General features: G+C 74.7%; 23 protein-coding genes. 18 read left to right on the forward strand and 5 right to left on the reverse strand.

The genetic code is table 11. The features are described from left to right. The first annotated feature begins 21 nt into the window (after positions 1-21). Positions 22-783: a hypothetical protein gene (locus ACIQGZ_RS11775; RefSeq protein ID WP_402601090.1), complete on the forward strand. Its 762-nt coding sequence runs from the start codon at positions 22-24 to the stop codon at positions 781-783. A gap of 585 nt (positions 784-1,368) precedes the next feature. On the opposite strand, the gene ybaK is transcribed toward ACIQGZ_RS11775, so the two are convergent. The 3 genes from ybaK to ACIQGZ_RS11790 form a co-directional block, all read right to left on the reverse strand. Continuing rightward, positions 1,369-1,866 carry a Cys-tRNA(Pro) deacylase gene (ybaK, locus tag ACIQGZ_RS11780; protein WP_402601091.1) on the reverse strand — a complete coding sequence of 166 codons (498 nt, stop codon included), beginning with the start codon at positions 1,864-1,866 and terminating at the stop codon, positions 1,369-1,371. 26 nt (positions 1,867-1,892) lie between these two features. Continuing rightward, positions 1,893-2,612, reverse strand: coding sequence for an LON peptidase substrate-binding domain-containing protein (locus ACIQGZ_RS11785; protein WP_402601092.1), 720 nt, complete (start codon positions 2,610-2,612; stop codon positions 1,893-1,895). Positions 2,613-2,830: 218 nt separating this feature from the next. Next, positions 2,831-4,408 carry an oxidoreductase gene (locus ACIQGZ_RS11790; protein ID WP_402601093.1) on the reverse strand — a complete coding sequence of 526 codons (1,578 nt, stop codon included), beginning with the start codon at positions 4,406-4,408 and terminating at the stop codon, positions 2,831-2,833. Between the two features lie 104 nt (positions 4,409-4,512). Between ACIQGZ_RS11790 and hisD the strand changes: the two genes are divergently transcribed. The 8 genes from hisD to hisF all read left to right on the forward strand — a co-directional run bounded on the left by hisD (position 4,513) and on the right by hisF (position 10,421). After that, positions 4,513-5,820, forward strand: coding sequence for a histidinol dehydrogenase (gene hisD, locus ACIQGZ_RS11795; protein ID WP_402601094.1), 1,308 nt, complete (start codon positions 4,513-4,515; stop codon positions 5,818-5,820). Beyond that, positions 5,817-6,917, forward strand: coding sequence for a histidinol-phosphate transaminase (locus tag ACIQGZ_RS11800; RefSeq protein WP_402601096.1), 1,101 nt, complete (start codon positions 5,817-5,819; stop codon positions 6,915-6,917). Before hisD ends, ACIQGZ_RS11800 begins: the two co-directional genes overlap by 4 nt. Positions 6,918-6,948: 31 nt before the next feature. After that, positions 6,949-7,542: an imidazoleglycerol-phosphate dehydratase HisB gene (gene hisB, locus ACIQGZ_RS11805; RefSeq protein WP_402601097.1), complete on the forward strand. Its 594-nt coding sequence runs from the start codon at positions 6,949-6,951 to the stop codon at positions 7,540-7,542. Next, positions 7,539-7,691 (forward strand): hypothetical protein, encoded by a 153-nt coding sequence (locus ACIQGZ_RS11810; protein WP_402601099.1) that lies wholly within the window; start codon positions 7,539-7,541, stop codon positions 7,689-7,691. The genes hisB and ACIQGZ_RS11810 overlap by 4 nt, the downstream gene beginning before the upstream one ends. An 86-nt stretch (positions 7,692-7,777) precedes the next feature. Further along, positions 7,778-8,413: an imidazole glycerol phosphate synthase subunit HisH gene (gene hisH, locus ACIQGZ_RS11815; RefSeq protein ID WP_402601101.1), complete on the forward strand. Its 636-nt coding sequence runs from the start codon at positions 7,778-7,780 to the stop codon at positions 8,411-8,413. Between the two features lie 75 nt (positions 8,414-8,488). Continuing rightward, positions 8,489-9,220: a bifunctional 1-(5-phosphoribosyl)-5-((5-phosphoribosylamino)methylideneamino)imidazole-4-carboxamide isomerase/phosphoribosylanthranilate isomerase PriA gene (gene priA, locus ACIQGZ_RS11820; protein WP_402601102.1), complete on the forward strand. Its 732-nt coding sequence runs from the start codon at positions 8,489-8,491 to the stop codon at positions 9,218-9,220. Next, a complete protein-coding gene (locus ACIQGZ_RS11825) occupies positions 9,217-9,654 on the forward strand; it encodes a RidA family protein (RefSeq protein ID WP_402601104.1) in 438 nt (145 codons plus the stop codon). The genes priA and ACIQGZ_RS11825 overlap by 4 nt, the downstream gene beginning before the upstream one ends. Then, positions 9,651-10,421 (forward strand): imidazole glycerol phosphate synthase subunit HisF, encoded by a 771-nt coding sequence (hisF, locus tag ACIQGZ_RS11830; RefSeq protein WP_402601106.1) that lies wholly within the window; start codon positions 9,651-9,653, stop codon positions 10,419-10,421. The genes ACIQGZ_RS11825 and hisF overlap by 4 nt, the downstream gene beginning before the upstream one ends. 51 nt (positions 10,422-10,472) lie before the next feature. Here hisF and ACIQGZ_RS11835 read toward each other — a convergent pair whose 3' ends face one another. Together ACIQGZ_RS11835 and ACIQGZ_RS11840 are read right to left on the reverse strand one after the other, a co-directional pair. Next, positions 10,473-11,117, reverse strand: coding sequence for a TIGR03085 family metal-binding protein (locus ACIQGZ_RS11835; RefSeq protein ID WP_402601108.1), 645 nt, complete (start codon positions 11,115-11,117; stop codon positions 10,473-10,475). 32 nt (positions 11,118-11,149) lie between these two features. Next, on the reverse strand, positions 11,150-11,758 hold the full coding sequence (locus tag ACIQGZ_RS11840) for a hypothetical protein (protein ID WP_402601109.1): 609 nt from the start codon (positions 11,756-11,758) through the stop codon (positions 11,150-11,152). Between the two features lie 180 nt (positions 11,759-11,938). Here ACIQGZ_RS11840 and hisI point away from each other — a divergent pair, with 180 nt between their 5' ends. From hisI to trpA, 9 genes are all read left to right on the forward strand, one after another. Continuing rightward, on the forward strand, positions 11,939-12,349 hold the full coding sequence (hisI, locus tag ACIQGZ_RS11845) for a phosphoribosyl-AMP cyclohydrolase (protein WP_402601110.1): 411 nt from the start codon (positions 11,939-11,941) through the stop codon (positions 12,347-12,349). 10 nt (positions 12,350-12,359) lie between these two features. Further along, positions 12,360-13,904: an anthranilate synthase component I gene (locus tag ACIQGZ_RS11850; protein ID WP_402601111.1), complete on the forward strand. Its 1,545-nt coding sequence runs from the start codon at positions 12,360-12,362 to the stop codon at positions 13,902-13,904. Positions 13,905-13,938: 34 nt separating this feature from the next. Beyond that, positions 13,939-14,589 (forward strand): TIGR02234 family membrane protein, encoded by a 651-nt coding sequence (locus ACIQGZ_RS11855; RefSeq protein ID WP_402601112.1) that lies wholly within the window; start codon positions 13,939-13,941, stop codon positions 14,587-14,589. A gap of 190 nt (positions 14,590-14,779) precedes the next feature. After that, complete coding sequence (locus ACIQGZ_RS11860) at positions 14,780-14,992, forward strand: HGxxPAAW family protein (RefSeq protein WP_402601114.1); 213 nt, start codon at positions 14,780-14,782, stop codon at positions 14,990-14,992. Positions 14,993-15,092: 100 nt separating this feature from the next. Continuing rightward, positions 15,093-15,521 (forward strand): DUF2752 domain-containing protein, encoded by a 429-nt coding sequence (locus ACIQGZ_RS11865; RefSeq protein ID WP_402601116.1) that lies wholly within the window; start codon positions 15,093-15,095, stop codon positions 15,519-15,521. A 194-nt stretch (positions 15,522-15,715) separates the two neighbouring features. Further along, positions 15,716-16,525, forward strand: a complete 810-nt coding sequence (trpC, locus tag ACIQGZ_RS11870) for an indole-3-glycerol phosphate synthase TrpC (protein ID WP_402601117.1) — start codon at positions 15,716-15,718, stop codon at positions 16,523-16,525. Between the two features lie 247 nt (positions 16,526-16,772). Further along, entirely contained in the window at positions 16,773-16,967 is a 195-nt protein-coding gene (trpM, locus tag ACIQGZ_RS11875; RefSeq protein ID WP_402601459.1) for a tryptophan biosynthesis modulator TrpM, read from the forward strand. 83 nt (positions 16,968-17,050) lie between these two features. Further along, positions 17,051-18,337 (forward strand): tryptophan synthase subunit beta, encoded by a 1,287-nt coding sequence (gene trpB / locus ACIQGZ_RS11880; protein WP_402601118.1) that lies wholly within the window; start codon positions 17,051-17,053, stop codon positions 18,335-18,337. Between the two features lie 2 nt (positions 18,338-18,339). Next, positions 18,340-19,164, forward strand: coding sequence for a tryptophan synthase subunit alpha (gene trpA, locus ACIQGZ_RS11885; protein WP_402601119.1), 825 nt, complete (start codon positions 18,340-18,342; stop codon positions 19,162-19,164). The last annotated feature ends 131 nt before the right edge of the window (positions 19,165-19,295 follow it).

Genomic DNA, 19,295 nt, shown 5'->3' on the forward strand with positions numbered 1-19,295 from the left:
CGGACGTGGCACGATGGGCCGGTGACCGCACCCAACACCCCCCCGGGCCCCGGACAGCCCCCCGTTCCCGGCGACTCCCCGCCGGGAGCCTCGCAGGTGCCGCCACCGCCGCCGCCCCCGTCGGCGGCCTGGCCGCAGCCGCCGGCGCCGGGCGCGGACGGCGGGTACGGACCGCCCGCGTACCCGGGGTTCCTGGTCCCCGCGCCCGCCGACACCCCGCCGCGCAGGCCCGGTGTCGAGATCCGGATCGGCGTGCTGGTGGCCGTCGGCAGCGCGCTGGCCGGGCTGCTGATGGGCCTGCTCTGGCTCTGGCTCGCGCCCAAGGTCCCGCTGTACGCGGACAGCAAGGCGGTCTACCTCAAGGACCCGGAGGGCGAGCAGCGGATCGGCGCGGACGGCGTCTTCGTCCTGCTCGGCCTGGGCGCCGGAGCGCTCGCGGCGCTGGTCGCCTTCCTCTGCACCCGCCGCCGGGGCGGCGGTGTCGCGGTGTCCGTCGGGTTGGCGGTCGGCGGTCTGCTCGGTTCGGTGATTGCCTGGCGGCTGGGGACGGCCCTCGGGCCGACCGGCGACATCGTCGCGCACGCGCGGCAGGTGGGCCAGGGCAAGGTGTTCGACGCGGCGCTGGAGCTGAGCGCCAAGGGGGCGCTGCTGGTCTGGTCGATGGCGGCGATGGTCGTCCTGCTCGGCCTGACGGCCGCCTTCGGCAAGCGGGAACCCCAACCCGCCCCCTACTGGCAGGGAGCCCCCCCGCCACCCCCACCCGCCTCCTGGCCGACCCAGTAACGGGCGCCTGCCCTGGGGCGCGGGGAACTGCGCGACAAGCCAGGCACTGTGGGCCGGAGGGTCGCGCGTCGTCGGCCACCCACCCACCGGGGGGCGCGGGTTGCTGTGCGTGCTCGGCCGGGCGCCTGCCCTGGGGCGCGGGGAACTGCGCGACAAGCCAGGCACTGTGGGCTGGAGGGTCGCGCGTCGTCGGCCACCCACCCACCGGGGGGCGCGGGTTGCTGTGCGTGCTCGGCCAGGCACCTCCCCAGGGGCGCGGGGAACTGCGCGACAAGCCAGGCACTGTGGGCCGGAGGGTCGCGCGTCGTCGGCCACCCACCCACCGGGGGGCGCGAGGTCTGTGCGTGCTCGGCCGGGCGCCTGCCCTGGGGCGCGGGGAACTGCGCGACAAGTCAGGCACTGTGGGCTGGAGGGTCGCGCGTCGTCGGCCACCCACCCACCGGGGGCGCGGGTTGCTGTGCGCTCAGCCTGCCACGGAGGTGGGTGGTTGTTCGCGCAGTTCCTCGCGCCCCTGGGTGGTGCTGGGTCTGCTGTGGGGGTGGGTGGTTGTTCGCGCCGTTCCTCGCGCCCCTGGTGGGCGTCGGTTCAGGGGCGGGCGATGGGGGCCGGGGTGGCGGTGGTGAGGGTGAGGAGGTCGTGGGGGGAGAGTTCGACTTCGAGGCCGCGGCGACCGGCGGAGACATAGACGGTCGGGTGGGCCAGGGCGCTGGTGTCCACCACCGTACGCAGGGCCTTGCGCTGGCCCAGCGGGGAGATGCCGCCGCGTACGTAGCCGGTGGTCCGCTCGGCCGCCGCCGGGTCGGCCATGGCGGCCCGCTTGCCGCCGACCGCCGACGCCAGCGCCTTGAGGTCCAGCTGCCCGGCGACCGGTACCACCCCGACCGTCAGCGTGCCGTCGACATCGGCCACCAGGGTCTTGAACACCCGGTCCGGGGTCACCCCCAGCGCCTCGGCCGCCTCCCCGCCGTAGGAGGCGGCTGCCGGGTCGTGGGAGTAGGAGTGCACCGTGAAGGGCACCCCGGCCGCCTCCAGCGCCACCGTCGCCGGGGTGCCCCGGCCGCCCTTCTTCGCCTGCTTGGCCATCCGGCCGCGCCTCCGGTCCGTATCGGTCAGTTGGGGTTGATGGCTGCCCGGGTCAGCTCCCAGCCGGGCAGCGAGGGAAGCTTGGCCAGCACGGCCGTCTCCCGGCGCAGCAACTCCAGCTCGGCGTTGAGCCGCTCGGTGGTGTCCGCCGCGGCGAGCAGCCGCTGCTTGTCGCGGGTGTCCAGCACCGAGGCCGCCGCGACCAGGTAGGAGAGCACCTGCGGGTCGTCGGGCAGTTCCTGCTCGGCGGCGATGGTGGCCTCCCTGGCCCCGGCCAGCCGCTTCTGGTACATGCGGAACGCCCGGGTCACCCCCGCCGCCAGCGCGCCCGCCTCCGGCCCCGGCTGCTCCGGCAGCGCCTCGACCTCCCCGACCAGGTACGGCCCGGTGGCGTCCACCGACAGCAGCCGGAAGCGGGTGGTCCCGGTGGCGATCAGCTCGTAGCGGCCGTCCGGGTGGGACTGCGCGGAGGCGATGTCGGCCACGCAGCCGACCGTGAACAGCGCCCGCATCGGGTCGGGCCCGAAGCCGTCCAGCGCACCGGCCGGCTGCCCGGCCCTGCCGGTGGGCGCGACCTCCTGGCCGTCGCGGACCGCCACCACGCCGAAGCGCCGCGGCTCCTCCTCGGGCTGCGCCTCCAGGTCGGCGACCAGGCGGCGGTAGCGCTCCTCGAAGACGTGCAGGGGGAGCACCAGGCCGGGGTAGAGCACCGAGCCCAGCGGGAAGAGCGGCAGCCGTTCGGTCACGGCGCACAGCGTACGTGGCCGGGCCGCCGCCGCGCGCATCCGTTCCCGCCCCCGGGCGCGGGTCCGGCCGCCGGGGAGTGGCCCGTACCGGGGCACGCTCGGGGGCAGCGCCCCGGTACGGGCGTTCCGGACCCCCACCGCACTCCCCACCCTGGCAGCCGCACGCCCCGGCCGCCACCCGTCGCCCCACGGCGGTCACCCAGGGTGATATACGCTGGTCAGCCCCGGCGCAGCAGCCGAGTGGCACCGGCGGCCACCGTGGTGGCCAGCACCCAGCCCAGCAGGACCAGCGCACCGGCCGCCCACTGGTCGGCGCCGGCCGGCTTCCAGGCGCCGTCCTGGCCCAGGTCGATCAGCGGCAGCAGCAGGTCCATGGCGTACAGCGCGGCGTTCCAGTGCGGCGCCTCGTCGGCCTTGAGCGGCTGCGGCGGATGCCCGGCGAAGTACGCCGCCCCCAGCGCCCAGAGCAGCGCCATCCACAGCGCCGCCCGAGCCGGCCGGTAGCCGTACCCCACGGTGACGTCCTGGAGCCGCCCCCAGAGTCGGCCCAGCAGCGGCAGCCCGGCGCGGCGGCGGCGCTGCTTGGCGAGCTGGACCTCGCGGGCGTCCTCGTCCAGGCCGTCCCGCCGCAGCACGGCGGCCAACTGCTCGTACGGCTCGGGGCGGAAGTCACCGAGCGCGTCGTCCAGCCAGGCGATCCGCCGGCGCAGCGGGAAGTCGGCGGCCGGGCGCAGCGACTCGTAGGTGAAGCCGGTGAGCCCGACCTTCCCGCCGCCCGGCCAGCTCTCCGGCGTGTCGATCAGATTGCCCACCCGGGCCCGGGAGAGCGAGACCCGGCCGGTGGGCGTCTGGCTGAGGCAGAGCCGCAGCTCGGGCGTCTGGATGCGGCGCAGCGACAGCTCCTGGTCCGCCCCGAGCCGGAACTCGGCCCGGTCGATCAGGCAGGCGTTGCCGAACCGCCCGTCGTCCAGCCGCACCCCGCCCCGGGCCCGGAACGGCACCGTGCGGCTGTCCGCGCCGGCCCGCTCGCCGTACCCCGTGCCGTAGTCGGACAGGGAGGAGCGCCAGCCGCCCAGCCAGGCCCGGCTGAGGTACAGGGTGTGCTCCACGCTGATCCGGGCCGCGTTGAGGCAGAGCCGGCCGGGGCGGGCCCGCAGCGAGCTGCCGCGCAGCGACAGCCGGCCGCCGATCCGGGCGCTGCGCAGGCTGATCTCTCCGGTGCAGCGGATCAGCTCGGCCTCCATGTCCTGGCTGACGGTGAGCCCGTCGGCGGCTATCGCCCGGTCGTGGCGGTCGCCGCCGATGATCGCCTGGTTGAGCAGCAGATCGGTGCCGATCCGCGCGTCGGTGAGCCGCAGGCCGCTGGTGAGCACGCAGCGCGGCAGATGCAGATCACCCTCGGTGGCCAGCCGGGACGCCTCGATCCGCGGCACCAGGCAGCCGATCAGCCGTAGCGTGCCGGCCCGGCACTCGGACATCAGGATCTTCCGCTCGAAGCGGCAGCCCCGCAGCTCCACATAGGCCGACACCTGCCCGCCGGCCAGGTCCAGGTCGCCGCTGACGTACGCCCCGATCAGCTTGAGGCTGGCGACACGCCCGGACTCGGCGGCCGGTCCGCCCAGCAGCAGGTGGGCCAGCACCTCGGCGCGTACGGTGCGCTCCGGGCCCCATGGACCGGAGGAGGCCGGGTCGTCCTCCTCCGGCACGCCGACCCGCAGGTCGTACACCTCCCCCCGGCGGAAGGCCGTCCACAGGCGGCGCTCCGGCTCCGACCACCCGTCCGGCGGCTGCGCCATGCCGGGCCCCCTTCCCGTCGAACACCACCCCTGACGTCTCAGGCTGTGTATCACGGACTGGAATATCAGGCCGAGCGTTCCGGCCACTCCCTACACTGGGCAGGGTGATCTCTCGAATCGACCTGCGCGGCTCCACCGGTGACCCGCGCGATCTGCTGCCCCGCGCCGAGTTCGACGTCGAGGCCGCCCTGGAGAAGGTGCGGCCGCTGTGCGAGGACGTACGCCATCGCGGCACCGCGGCGCTGATCGAGATCACCGAGCGGTTCGACGGGGTCCGCCTGGAGCGGGTACGGGTGCCGCAGACGGCGATCGACGAGGCGCTGGCCGGGCTGGACCCCAGGGTGCGGGCCGCCCTGGAGGAGTCCGTGCGGCGGGCCAGGATCGTCCACCGCGAGCAGCGCCGCACCGACCACACCACCCAGGTGGTGCCCGGCGGCACCGTCACCGAGCGCTGGGTGCCGGTGCAGCGGGTGGGCCTGTACGTGCCCGGCGGCCTGGCGGTCTACCCGTCCTCCGTGGTGATGAACGTGGTGCCCGCCCAGGAGGCCGGCGTCGAGGGCATCGCGGTGACCTCCCCGCCGCAGAAGGAGTTCGGCGGCCTGCCGCACCCCACCATCCTCGCCGCCTGCGCCCTGCTCGGGGTGGACGAGGTGTACGCGGCCGGCGGCGCCCAGGCCATCGCGATGTTCGCCTACGGCACCGACGAGTGCCGCCCGGTCAACCTGGTCACCGGCCCCGGCAACATCTACGTCGCCGCCGCCAAGCGGCTGCTCAAGGGCCGGATCGGCATCGACGCCGAGGCCGGGCCCACCGAGATCGCCATCCTGGCCGACGACAGCGCCGACCCCCGGCACGTCGCCGCCGACCTGATCAGCCAGGCCGAGCACGACCCGATGGCCGCCGCCGTGCTGGTCACCGACTCCGTCGAGCTGGCCGACCGGGTCACCAAGGAGCTGGAGCCGCAGGTCACCGCCACCAAGCACCGCGAGCGGATCGGTGAGGCGCTGGCCGGCCGGCAGTCCGGCATCGTGCTGGTGGACGACCTGGACCACGGCCTGCGGGTGGTCGACGCGTACGCCGCCGAGCACCTGGAGATCCAGACCCGCGACGCCCACGCGGTGGCCGCCCGGGTGCGCAACGCCGGAGCGATCTTCATCGGCCCGTACGCGCCCGTCTCGCTCGGTGACTACGCGGCCGGCTCCAACCACGTGCTGCCCACCGGCGGCTGCGCCTGCCACTCCTCCGGCCTGTCCGTGCAGTCCTTCCTGCGCGGCATCCACGTGGTGGACTACGACCGCGACGCACTCGCGGACGTCGCCGCGCACGTGGTGACCCTCGCGAACGCCGAAGACCTGCCGGGCCACGGGGATGCGATCCGGGCCCGCTTCGACTGGGAGACGCCCGGCCTGTGACCCGCATCGACGACCTCCCCATCCGCGACGAGCTGCGCGGCCAGTCCCCGTACGGCGCGCCGCAGCTCGACGTCCCCGTCCGGCTGAACACCAACGAGAACCCCTACCCGCTGCCCGAGCCGCTGGTCGCCCGGATCGCGGAGCGGGTCGCGGAGGCCGCCCGCCACCTCAACCGCTACCCCGACCGGGACGCGGTCGAGCTGCGGACCGGCCTCGCCGCCTACCTCAGCCGCACCGCCGGCCACCCGGTGGACCGCAGCCGGGTCTGGGCCGCCAACGGCTCCAACGAGGTGCTCCAGCAGCTGCTCCAGACCTTCGGCGGCCCCGGCCGCAGCGCGCTCGGCTTCGAGCCCTCGTACTCGATGCACGCGCTGATCTCCCGGGGCACCGGCACCCGCTGGATCTCCGGCCCGCGCAACGACGACTTCACCATCGACGTCGAGGCGGCCCGAGCGGTGATCGCGGAGCAGCGCCCCGACGTGGTCTTCGTCTGCTCGCCCAACAACCCCACCGGCACCGCCGTCGACGCCGGCACCGTGCTGGCCCTGCACGACGCCGCGCAGGCCGTCAAGCCCACCATGGTGGTCGTCGACGAGGCGTACGTGGAGTTCTCGCACCGCCCCTCGCTGCTGCCGCTGATCGAGGGCCGGCCGCACCTGGTGGTCTCCCGCACCATGTCCAAGGCGTTCGGCGCCGCCGGGCTGCGCCTGGGCTACCTGGCCGCCGACCCGGCCGTGGTCGACGCCGTCCAGCTGGTCCGGCTGCCGTACCACCTCTCCGCCGTCACCCAGGCCACCGCGCTGGCCTGCCTGGAGCACACCGACACCCTGCTCGGGTACGTCGCACAGCTCAAGGCGGAGCGCGACCGGGTGGTGGCCGAGCTGCGCGAGACCGGGGTGGAAGTGGTCGACTCCGACGCCAACTTCATCCAGTTCGGCCGGTTCGAGGACACCCACGCCGTCTGGCAGGCCCTGCTCGACCGGGGCGTCCTGGTCCGGGACAACGGCGTGCCCGGCTGGCTGCGCGTCACCGCGGGCACCCCCGCCGAGAACGACGCCTTCCTCGACGCCGTCCGCACCGCCGTCAAGCGCCACTAGCCGCATAGCCGCAAGGAGCTGTAACAACCCCATGTCCCGAATCGGACGCGTGGAGCGCACCACCAAGGAGACCTCCGTCCTGGTCGAGATCGACCTCGACGGCACCGGCAGGGTGGACGTCTCCACCGGTGTCGGCTTCTACGACCACATGCTCGACCAGCTCGGCCGCCACGGTCTCTTCAACCTCACCGTCAAGACCGAGGGCGACCTGCACATCGACACCCACCACACCATCGAGGACACCGCCCTCGCGCTCGGCGCCGCCTTCAAGCAGGCCCTCGGCGACAAGACCGGCATCTACCGCTTCGGCAACTGCACCGTCCCGCTGGACGAGTCGCTCGCCCAGGTCACCGTGGACCTGTCGGGCCGCCCCTACCTGGTGCACACCGAGCCGGACACCATGGCGCCGATGATCGGCACATACGACACCACGATGACCCGCCACATCCTGGAGTCCTTCGTCGCGCAGGCGCAGATCGCGCTGCACGTCCACGTCCCGTACGGCCGCAACGCCCACCACATCGTGGAGTGCCAGTTCAAGGCGCTGGCCCGAGCGCTGCGCTACGCCTCGGAGCGCGACCCGCGCGCCGAGGGCATCCTCCCCTCGACCAAGGGCGCGCTGTGAGCACCAAGGCAATCCTGCTGATCGCATTCGGCCTCTTCCTGCTGGGCGGCGTCTACTCCTTCTGGAAGCAGCAGCAGTCCAAGGGCGCGATCACCCTGCTGGCCGTCGGCGCGGTGCTCAGCCTCGCGTGGGGCCTCACCATCCTCTGAGCGGTCCTCCGCGCGGTCTGCCTCCGAGCGCCGCCCCAGGCGACGGACCGACCCCCACCCAGGTCCCCACCCAGGTAAGGAACGATATGGGCAAGCACGTGGTCGTCCTCGACTACGGCTCCGGCAACCTCCGCTCCGCCCAGCGCGCCGTGGAGCGCGTCGGGGCGGACGTCACCGTCACCGCCGACTTCCAGACCGCGCTGGACGCCGACGGCCTGCTCGTCCCCGGCGTCGGCGCCTTCGCCGCCTGCATGCAGGGGCTGCGCGCGGTACGCGGCGAGCAGATCATCGGCCGCCGGCTGGCCGGCGGCCGGCCCGTCCTCGGCATCTGCGTGGGCATGCAGATCCTCTTCGCCCGTGGCGTCGAGCACGGCGAGGAGACGGCCGGCTGCGACGAGTGGCCGGGCACCGTGGAGCCGCTGCACGCCCCGGTGGTGCCGCACATGGGCTGGAACACCGTGGACGCGCCGGCCGGCTCCACCCTCTTCGCCGGGTTGGACGCCGACGCGCGCTTCTACTTCGTCCACTCCTACGCCGTACGGCACTGGGAGCTGACCGTCACCAACGACCGGATCAAGGCACCGCTGGTCACCCGGGCCACCCACGGCGAGCCGTTCATCGCCGCGGTGGAGAACGGCCCGCTGGCCGCCACCCAGTTCCACCCGGAGAAGTCCGGCGACGCCGGCGCGGCCCTCCTCACCAACTGGGTCGGCTCCCTCTAGCCCGACCCGCCCGCCGCACTCCTGCCCCGTACTCCCGCCCCCGTACTCCTGACAGAAGCCCGGAGCCGTACCCGCATGTCCACCCAGCACCGTCTCGAACTCCTCCCCGCCGTCGACGTCCGTGACGGCCAGGCCGTCCGCCTGGTGAAGGGGGAGTCCGGCACCGAGACCTCCTTCGGCGAGCCGCTCACCGCCGCCCTCGCCTGGCAGCAGGCCGGTGCCGAGTGGATCCACCTGGTCGACCTGGACGCCGCCTTCGGCACCGGCTCCAACCGCGAGCTGCTCGCCGAGGTCGTCGGCCGCCTCGATGTGAAGGTGGAGCTGTCCGGCGGCATCCGCGACGACGAGTCGCTGCGCGCGGCCCTGGCCACCGGCTGCCGCCGGGTCAACCTGGGCACCGCCGCGCTGGAGTCCCCGGAGTGGGTCCGCAAGGCCATCGCGGAGCACGGCGACCGGATCGCCGTCGGGCTGGACGTCATCGGCACCACCCTGCGCGGCCGGGGCTGGACCCGCGAGGGCGGCGACCTCTACGAGGTGCTGGCCCGCCTCGACGCCGACGGCTGCTCCCGCTACGTCGTCACCGACGTCGACAAGGACGGCACCCTGGCCGGCCCCAACCTCCAGCTGCTGCGTGACGTCTGCGCCGCCACCGACCGCCCGGTCGTCGCCTCCGGCGGCGTCTCCTCGCTGGACGACCTGCGTGCCATCTCCGGGCTGGTGCCGGTGGGTGTCGAGGGCGCGATCGTGGGCAAGGCCCTCTACGAGCAGAAGTTCACCCTCGAAGAGGCCCTGGAGGCTGTCTCATGACGGACCCTGACGCACGCCGCGTCTCCGGATTCTCCCCGTACGAGGAGGAGATCGGCTTCTCCCGCGCGGTCGCGGCGGGCGACTTCGTCCTCGTCTCCGGCTGCACCGCCTGGTACGACGGCATGGTGCAGCACGAGGGCGACCCGCACGGCCAGACCCTGGACGCCTTCGGGGTCGCCTTCGAGGCGCTGGAGAAGTTCGGCCTGGGCGTGCGCGATGTGGTCCGCACCCGGATGTACCTCACCCACGTCCGGGACACCGATGAGGTGAGCCGGGCCCACAAGGAGCTGTTCGACCAGGTCCGGCCGGCCTCCACCATGGTCGTGGTCGACGCGCTGCTGGACTCCCGCATGATGGTCGAGGTGGAGGTCGACGCCCACCAGGTGGGCCTGGCCGCCCGGCTGGGCACCACCGCCGAGGAAGGAAACCGATGACTCTCGCCGTCCGTGTGATCCCCTGCCTGGACGTCGACGCCGGCCGTGTGGTCAAGGGCGTGAACTTCCAGAACCTGCGGGACGCAGGCGACCCGGTCGAGATGGCCAAGATCTACGACGCCGAGGGCGCCGACGAGCTGGTCTTCCTGGACATCACCGCCTCCTCCGGCGACCGGGAGACCACCTATGACGTGGTGCGCCGCACCGCCGAGCAGGTCTTCATCCCGCTGACCGTCGGCGGCGGCGTCCGCAGCACCGGGGACGTCGACCAGCTGCTGCGGGCCGGCGCGGACAAGGTCGGCGTCAACACCGCCGCCATCGCCCGCCCCGAGCTGGTCCGCGAGATCGCCCACCGCTTCGGCCGCCAGGTGCTGGTGCTCTCGCTGGACGCCCGGCGCTGCCCGGAGGGCACCGAGACCCCCTCGGGGTACGAGGTGACCACCCACGGCGGCCGCCGGGGCACCGGCCTGGACGCGGTGGAGTGGGCCGCCGAGGCCGCCGACCTGGGCGCCGGCGAGATCCTGCTCAACTCCATGGACGCCGACGGCACCAAGGACGGCTACGACCTGGAGATGCTGCGGGCCGTCCGCAAGGCCGTCACCGTCCCGGTGATCGCCTCCGGCGGCGCGGGCAAGGTGGACGACTTCGCCCCGGCCGTGGACGCGGGCGCCGACGCGGTGCTCGCCGCCAGCGTCTTCCACTTCGGTGACCTGCGCATCGGCCAGGTCAAGGACGCCCTGCGGACCACCGGCCACCCGGTCCGCTGAGCCCCGACCGCCGCCCCGGAACGGCCCGGCCGCTCCGGGGCGGCGCCGTCGTCAGACCTCGGGCGGCAGCCGCAGCGCCGTGGAGAGCAGCCGGACCGCGTCCGGATCGCCCTCCACGGTGACCGCCGTCCGGCTGCTGCGGCCGTAGGCGAACAGCAGCAGCTCACCCGGCTCGCCGGTGACGGTGACCACCGGGGTGCCCTTGCGGGCCACCACCGTCTGGCCGTCCGGACGGCGCAGCACCAGGCCCACCGGGGAGCGCTGGCCGGCCTCGATCCGGGCCGCCATCGGCACCCGCCGCCAGAGCGCCTCCGCCAGGCCGGGGTCCAGCGGCTCGGGCTTCCACTCCGCCCCGGCCCGGCGCACGTCCTCCGCGTGCACGAAGTACTCCGCCGTGTTGCCGCCCTCGTCCGCGCCCGGCAGCGCGAACAGCGACACCCGCCCGGGGCCGGAGCGGATCAGCGACAGCAGCTCGGTGAACGGCCGGGCCGCGTACCGGTCCTGCACCTTGGCGGTCCAGCCCGCCAGCGCCGGGATGACGATGCCGGGCAAGACGTCCGGCCGGCGCTCGCGCACCACGATGTGGGCGGCCAGGTCGGCGGCCGTCCACCCTTCGCACAGCGTGGGGGCCTGTGGGCCCGCCTCCTCCAGCAGAGCGGCCAGGCGGCGGCGCTGCTCGCGCGCGTAAGTCGACATGCCACCCAGCGTACGCGCCCGCCGACGGTCCGTCAGCGGAGCTTGGAGGTCAGTTTCTTCCCGCCCACCGTGTAGCTGGCGGTGAGCGTGCAGGTCGCCTTGTCGTAGCCCTGGTGGTACAGCGCGACCGACGGCGTCAGGACGTAGCTGTAGTAGTGGCTCCCCTCCGCCTGGCGGTCGGCGGTGGCCTTCCCGGCGGTGGTGCACTGCTTGCGTACGGCGTTCGCGATCTCGCTGTCGTGGGCGTACTTGCCCTTGATGGTCACATTGGCGACCGCCTCGCCGTCGTGCGGCTTGTCGCAGGGCCGCTCGACGACCTTGCGGAGGCCCTTGGTGAGATTGGGGTGGTCGAAGCAGGTGCCCGGCGTCAGCAGCACATACGGCAGGTCCGGGGTGTCGCTCGGCGTCGGCGGCGGGCTCGCGGGCGCGGTGCTGGGCGGCGGCGGGCTCGGCGCGGCCGCCGGGGCGGCGTCGTGCGGGCGCAGCAGGAGGTACAGCCCGCCGCCGGCGGCCGCCAGCAGGACCACCGCGCCCGCCGTCAGCGCGCCGATCCTGGCCCTCCGGCTGCGGCGCGGCCCGGTGGGCGGTCCTGGCGGCGGGCCGGGGGGTATGGGTGGCGGCTGCGGCGGCGTGTGACTCATGGGGGAAGGATGCCGCATCCGGGGTACCCGATGGCCATGGAATGCCGGTAAACGACCGTCCGGCGAATACGGCTGACCGTACGTCGGCTCCGGGACGGCGCTCCCGCCCGGCCCGCGCGCCGGCTGTCCACCGATCGGCCACCGCCGCCCACCGCCCGCCGGGCCTGCCACAATGGACCCATGCCCAGCACCGCCCCCGATCCCGCCGCCGCCCGTCCGGCGGCCCCCGGCAGCACGGCCCTCGACCCGGCCGTCGCCGCCCGCCTCCGGCGCACCGCCGACGGCCTGCTCCCCGCCATCGCCCAGCAGTACGACACCGGCGAGGTGCTGATGCTCGGCTGGATGGACGACGAGGCCCTGCACCGCACCCTCACCAGCGGCCGCTGCACCTACTGGAGCCGCAGCCGCCGCGAGTACTGGGTCAAGGGCGACACCTCCGGCCACGTCCAGCACGTCAAGTCCGTCGCACTCGACTGCGACGGGGACACCCTGCTGGTCAAGGTCGACCAGGTGGGAGCCGCCTGCCACACCGGCGACCGCACCTGCTTCGACGCCGACGCGCTGCCGCTCGCCGCCCCCGCCGACCGGTAGGCTCACCCGCATGACCACGGGCACCGTCACCCCGGACCTCGACGCCTTCCGCAAACTCGCAGTCGACCACCGGGTCATCCCGGTCACCAGGCGCCTGCTGGCCGACGGCGACACCCCTGTCGGGCTGTACCGCAAGCTCACCGGTGAGCGGCCCGGCACCTTCCTGCTGGAGTCGGCGGAGAACGGCCGCTCGTGGTCCCGCTACTCCTTCGTCGGCGTCCGCAGCGCCGCCACCCTCACCGCCGACGCCGACGGCGGCGCCCGCTGGCACGGCACCCCGCCGGTCGGCATCCCCACCGAGGGCGACCCGCTCCAGGTGCTGCGCGCCACCGTCGACGCCCTGCACACCCCCCGCGACCTGCACATCGGAACCGAGCTGCCGCCGCTCACCGGCGGCATGGTCGGCTACCTCGGGTACGACGTCGTCCGCCGCCTGGAGAAGATCCCCACCCTGGCGCCCGACGACCTGAAGCTCCCCGAGCTGACCATGCTGCTCGCCACCGACCTGGCCGTGCTCGACCACGCCGACGGCACCGTGCTGCTGATCGCCAACGCGGTCAACCACAACGACCTGCCGTCCGGCGTCGAGGAGGCGTACCAGGACGCCGTCGCCCGGCTCGACGCGATGACCGCCGACCTGGCCCGCCCGGTGGACACCGGCGCGGCCGTCCTCACCCCCACCGGCCCCGCCGACGCCGTGTCGCCCTTCGGCGGCGAGCCGTTCCGCCGCGCGGTGGAGGCGGTCAAGGAGCGCATCCGGGCCGGGGAGGCGTTCCAGGTCGTCCCCTCGCAGCGGTTCGAGGCGCCCTGCCCGGCCGGCGCCCTGGACGTCTACCGGGTGCTGCGGACCACCAACCCCAGCCCCTACATGTACCTGTTCCGCTTCCCCGGACCGGACGGCACCGCCGAGGGCGGCTTCGACGTCGTCGGCTCCAGCCCGGAGGCGCTGGTCAAGGTCGCGGACGGCCAGGCCATGCTGCACCCCATCGCCGGGACCCGGCACCGCGGCGCCACCCCGCAGGAGGACGCCGACCTGGCCGCCGAACTGCTCGCCGACCCCAAGGAGCGCGCCGAGCACCTGATGCTGGTCGACCTGGGCCGCAACGACCTGGGCCGGGTCTGCGAACCGGGCAGCGTCGAGGTGGTCGACTTCATGTCGGTCGAGCGCTACAGCCACGTCATGCACATCGTCTCCACCGTCACCGGCCGGGTCGCCCCCGGCCGCACCGCCTTCGACGTGCTCACCGCCTGCTTCCCGGCCGGCACCCTCTCCGGCGCGCCCAAGCCCCGCGCCATGCAGATCATCGAGGAGCTGGAGCCCACCCGGCGCGGCCTGTACGGCGGCTGCGTCGGCTACCTGGACTTCGCCGGCGACTCCGACACCGCCATCGCCATCCGCACCGCCGTGCTGCGCGACGGCACCGCGTATGTGCAGGCGGGGGCCGGGGTGGTGGCCGACTCCGACCCGGCGAGCGAGGACGCCGAGTGCCGCAACAAGGCCGCCGCCGTCCTGCGGGCCGTCGCCACCGCCGCGACGCTGCGGCCGCCCCGGTGACGGGCCGCGCCCGGCCACCGGCGACACTGGACGGGTGAACGCTCAGCCCGAACCCCGGACCGCCGCCGAAGCCCAGGCCGACACCGCTGACGCGCCCCCGGCCGGCCCCGCCCGCCGCCGCCGTGGTCTGGCGGTGATGCTGCTGCTCACCCTGGTCGGTGCGGTGCTGGTGCTCTGGGCCACCGGCCGGCCCTGGGCCGGGGGCAGTGTCTCCGGCCTCGGCCGGACCGAGCTGACCGCCACCGGACGGGACGTCTCCGGCGCGCCCGGCGCGCTCGCCCTGGTCGGCCTGGCCTCGGCGGTCGCCGTGTTCGCCGTCCGCCGGGTCGGCCGGGTCGCGGTCGGCGCCCTGGTCGCACTGGCGGGCGCGGGCTCCGCCGTGGTGGCGGCCCTCGGCGCCGCCGACACCTCGGCGGTGGACGCCAAGGCGGCGCGCAGCGTGGCGCTGAGCAGCGCCACCGCCGAACACATCACCCACACCGTCTGGCCCTGGGTCACCGTCCTGGGCGGTGTCCTGCTCTGCGCGGCGGGGGTGCTCACCGTGCTGCGCGGCCGCGACTGGCCGGCCATGTCCAGCCGCTACGACGCCCCCAGCCGGCCCACCCCCCGCCGCACCGCCACCCCGGACGCCCCGGCCGACTTCTGGAAGGCCCTGGACCGCGGCGAAGACCCCACCACCCCCTGACCCCAACCCCCAAAGCACTACCGCCCCGGGTCGGTGCCGGTTCGCCGTACCGGATGACCGTTACGCGGACCCCGGTCGGCCGCATTCGGGCCGGTCGGGGAGAATGTCACCGAGAAACCCGCTCGGGGCGCTCAGCGCCAGGCCCCGAGCTCCTGGACACCGCCATTACCGGCAGCAAGGAGCACCAGCAATGTCGGCAGCAGCCCACGGCCACACCCCCGCCGCGTGGACCGGCGTCATCATCGCGTTCATCGGCTTCATCGTGGCCGGCATGGCCGTCGTGGCGGCCACCGTGTGGCTCTTCTGGGTCGGCATCGGCCTCACCGTCCTGGCCCTCGTGGTCGGCAAGGTGATGCAGCTGGCCGGCCTCGGCCAGCAGCCCCGCACCTCCGGCGCACGCTGACGCCCCGGCCGGGCGGCCCCCGCCGGTCGTACGACACGGCCGGGCCGGCCGCCCGCGCCCACCGCGCGGCGGCCGGCCCGGCCGGGGCACAATCAGGGACGTGAACGCCCCGGCCGCACCCGCACGCCCCTCCACCGCCCGCCGGCTGGCGCCCCCGCTGGCCGCCCTGACGGCGGTGGCCCTCCCGGTGCTGTACGTCGCCGCGGTGGACCCCGGCACGCCCGGCCGCTACCCGGTCTGCCCGTTCCACCAGGCCACCGGCTGGTGGTGCCCCGGCTGCGGCGGCCTGCGCTGCGTACACGCCCTGACCCACGGGCACCCCGTACAGGCGCTGCACGACAATCTGCTCGCCGTGCTCGCCTGCACCGCCGCCGCGCTGCTCTGGGCCCGCTGGACCGCTGCCGCGCTGGGCCCGCGCCCCTTCCGTCCGCCGGTCCTGCGCGGGCGGCACGCCGCCGCGACCATCGCCGCGCTGATCGCCTTCACGGTGCTGCGCAACCTGCCGGCCGGGGCATGGCTGGCCCCCTGACCTGCCCGCACGTCGACCGCCCGCTGTCCACCGAGCGAGACCGGGGCAGACCGGATGCGAGCCGTGCCGGGCTCTGCCGATACCATCGAAGAAACGGTCGGCCCACGACACCGCGAACCCGTCGGGTACCGTGCCCGGCCACCCCGCCGACGCACAGCCGTCCGTACCACCGACACCACAGAAGGGGGCCCCGCGTGAGCGTGCTCGACGAGATCATCGACGGAGTCCGCCAGGACCTCGCCGAGCGTCAGGCCCGGGTCTCCCTGGACGACCTCAAGGCGAGGGCGGCCAAGGCCCCCGACGCCAAGGACGGCGTGGCCGCGCTGCGCGGCGAGGGTGTCCGGGTGATCTGCGAGGTCAAGCGGTCCAGCCCCTCCAAGGGCGCACTGGCCGCCATCGCCGACCCGGCGGCCCTGGCCCGCGACTACGAGGCCGGTGGCGCCGCCGCGATCAGCGTCCTCACCGAGCAGCGCCGCTTCGGCGGCTCCCTCGCCGACCTGGAGGCCGTCCGCGCCGCCGTGGACACCCCGGTGCTGCGCAAGGACTTCATCGTCACCGCCTACCAGCTGTGGGAGGCCCGCGCGTACGGCGCCGACCTCGCCCTGCTGATCGTCGCCGCCCTGGAGCAGCCCGCCCTGGTGTCGCTCATCGAGCGCGCCGAGTCGATCGGGCTGACCCCGCTGGTCGAGGTGCACGACGAGGAGGAGGTGGCGCGCGCCGTCGACGCCGGGGCCAGGGTCATCGGTGTCAACGCCCGCAACCTCAAGACCCTCGAAGTCGACCGCAACACCTTCGCCAACGTGGCACCGAGCATTCCCGACCGCATCGTCAAGGTCGCGGAGTCCGGCGTGCGCGGCCCGCACGACCTGATCGCGTACGCCAACGACGGCGCCGACGCCGTGCTGGTGGGCGAGTCCCTGGTCACCGGCGGCGACCCCAAGGCCGCCGTCGCGGACCTGGTCGCGGCCGGCGCCCACCCCGCGCTGCGCCACGGACGGGACTGACCCCGCCGCCATGTCCGCCGACCGACACCACGAGACCGCCGCCGGACCGGGCCCCGCCCCGGCCCGGCCCCGGCCCTGCGCCCCCACGGCGCCGGCCGCCGGTGCCGCTCCCTCGTACCTCGGTCGCCGCCCCCACCCTCCGCTGCGTCTCGGCGCCGCCCGTGCGGTGGTCGGGTCGGGCTCTGCCTCGACTCCGCTGCGGCCGGGTGCCGCTCCCTCGTACCTCGGTCGCCGCCCCCACCCTCCGCTGCGTCTCGGCGCCGCCCTCCAGTCGGGCTGCCGTCCGCGCGGCTGCCGCGCCCCCGCCCGCCGGGTCCACGGCCGGCGGGTCCGCTACGTCATCGGGTGCGAGCCCGGACAGGTGCAGGGCCGCCGATGGCGCCGCCGGACGCGGCAGCGGGACCAGCGGGCCCAGGGGCCCGTGGTTCCGCGCACCCCCTGACCGGAGGGGGAGGGGCCACCGGCCCCGGCCGCACGCAGCTGGTACGACCACAGCTATCGGCCCACCACACAGAGGGATCCGTCATGCCCACGGACCACCACACCGGACCCCAGGTTCCGGACGCCCGCGGCTACTTCGGCCGCTTCGGCGGGCGCTTCATCCCGGAGGCGCTGGTCGCCGCCGTCGAGCAGGTCGCGGAGGAGTACGAGAAGGCCAAGGCCGACCCGGCCTTCGCCGCCGAACTCGACGGCCTGCTCAAGGACTACACCGGTCGGCCCAGCCCGCTGACCGACGTCCACCGCTTCTCCGAGCTGGCCGGCGGCGCCCGGGTGCTGCTCAAGCGGGAGGACCTCAACCACACCGGCTCGCACAAGATCAACAACGTGCTGGGCCAGGCCCTGCTCACCCGCCGGATGGGCAAGACCCGGGTCATCGCGGAGACCGGCGCCGGCCAGCACGGCGTCGCCACCGCCACCGCGTGCGCCCTGTTCGGCCTGGAGTGCACCATCTACATGGGCGAGGTCGACACCGAGCGGCAGGCCCTGAACGTCGCCCGGATGCGGATGCTCGGCGCCGAGGTCGTCTCGGTGAAGTCCGGCAGCCGCACCCTCAAGGACGCCATCAACGAGGCGTTCCGCGACTGGGTCGCCAATGTCGACTCCACCCACTACCTGTTCGGTACGGTCGCCGGACCGCACCCGTTCCCGATGATGGTCCGCGACTTCCACCGGGTGATCGGCATCGAGGCGCGCGGCCAGGTGCTGGACCGGGTCGGCCGGCTGCCCGACGCCGTGGTGGCCTGCGTCGGCGGCGGCTCCAACGCGATGGGCATCTTCCACGAGTTCATCCCGGACGCCGGGGTGCGCCTGATCGGCTGCGAGGCCGCCGGGGAGGGCGTGGACACCCCCCGCCACGCCGCCACCCTGACCAAGGGCGAGCCCGGCGTGCTGCACGGCGCCCGCAGCTACATGCTCCAGGACGAGGACGGCCAGACCATCGAGAGCCACTCGATCTCGGCCGGCCTGGACTACCCCGGCATCGGCCCGGAGCACTCCTGGCTGAAGGAGACCGGCCGCGCCGAGTACCGCCCGATCACCGACGACCAGGCGATGCAGGCGCTGCTCCAGCTCTCCCGCACCGAGGGCATCATCCCGGCCATCGAGAGCGCCCACGCACTGGCCGGCGCCCTGGAGCTGGGCCGCGAGCTGGGCCCGGAGGCCGTCATCCTGGTGAACCTCTCCGGGCGCGGCGACAAGGACATGCACACGGCCGCCGAGTACTTCGGGCTGTTCGACGACCCGGGCCGCGACGCCGAGGCGCCGTCCGACCGGAGCATCGCCACCGAGGCCGACGAGAAGGCGGGGAACTGACCATGACCACGCAGAGCACCACGCCGAGCAGGCTCAGCGCCGCCCTCGCCACCGCCCGCTCCGAGGACCGGGCCGCCCTCATCGGCTATCTGCCGGCCGGCTTCCCCACCGTCGACGGCGGGATCAAGGCGATCCGGGCCCTGGTCGAGGGCGGCTGCGACGCCGTCGAGGTCGGCCTGCCGCACTCCGACCCGGTGCTGGACGGCCCCACCATCCAGACCGCCGACGACATCGCGCTGCGCGGCGGAGTGAAGATCAGCGACGTGCTGCGCACCGTCCGCGAGGTCGCCTCGGCGGTCGACGCGCCGGTGCTGGTGATGACCTACTGGAACCCGGTCGACCGGTACGGCGTCGAGCGGTTCGCCGCCGACCTGGCCGCCGCCGGGGGAGCGGGCTGCATCCTCCCCGACCTGCCGGTGGAGGAGTCCGAGGAGTGGCGGGCGGCCGCCGCGAAGCACGGTCTGGACACCGTCTTCGTGGTCGCCCCCAGCAGCCGCGACGAGCGCCTGGCGCAGATCACCTCGGTCGGCAGCGGCTTTGTGTACGCCGCCGCCGTGATGGGCGTCACCGGCACCCGCAACCAGGTCGGCCACCTGGCGGAGGACCTGGTCAAGCGGACCCGGGGCACCACCGAGCTGCCGATCTGCGTCGGCCTGGGCGTCTCCACCGCCGGGCAGGCGGCCGAGGTCGCGGCCTTCGCCGACGGCGTCATCGTCGGCTCGGCCTTCGTCCAGCGGCTGCTGGACGCCGCCGGGGACGAGGAGGCCGGCCTGGCCGCCCTGCGCGCCCTGGCCGGCGAGCTGGCCACCGGGGTCCGCCGCCGCTGAGCCCGCGCCACCGCCACGCGTACGGCCCGCTGCCCAGGAGGGCGGCGGGCCGTCTCGCGTTCCCCGGGTCCCCCGTACGGGTGGTGCGGGCGGCCCCGGCGCAACCGCGCGGGCCCGCGCCTCGTTGACGT

This window comes from Streptomyces sp. NPDC092296 (assembly GCF_044755465.1).
In the GTDB taxonomy this organism is placed as follows: Bacteria; Actinomycetota; Actinomycetes; order Streptomycetales; family Streptomycetaceae; genus Peterkaempfera.